This window comes from Phormidium sp. CCY1219 (assembly GCF_035615515.1).
Taxonomy (GTDB): domain Bacteria; phylum Cyanobacteriota; class Cyanobacteriia; order Cyanobacteriales; family Laspinemataceae; genus CCY1219.
The window spans coordinates 1-335 of sequence record NZ_JAJENT010000608.1; the positions used below are offsets into that span (position 1 = coordinate 1).

A 335-nucleotide genomic window follows, 5' to 3' on the forward strand; every position below is an offset into this window, starting at 1 on the left:
TACCCACGATGTACGACCGCGCACTCCAAGGGTTAGTCAAGGCGGCAATCGAGCCACAATGGGAAGCCAGGTTTGAATCCAACTCCTATGGGTTCAGACCAGGACGGTCATGTCACGATGCAATCGGAGCAATATTCCTGGCCATACGGTACAAACCAAAATGGGTACTGGATGCAGACATTGCAAAATGCTTCGACCAAATTGACCATGAAAAACTTCTCAATAAACTTGATGCCTTCCCGGCAATCCGACGACAAATCAAGGCATGGCTAAAGGCAGGGGTAATTGACACCGGACAGCTATTCACAACGGAAGAGGGTACACCGCAAGGAGGG

Annotated in this window: 1 protein-coding gene; it reads left to right on the forward strand. The window is 50.1% G+C overall.

Annotated features, from left to right (window positions below; genetic code table 11):
* On the forward strand, nt 1-335 hold a 335-nt coding region (locus tag LKK83_RS17100), incomplete at both ends, for a reverse transcriptase domain-containing protein (protein ID WP_324632455.1).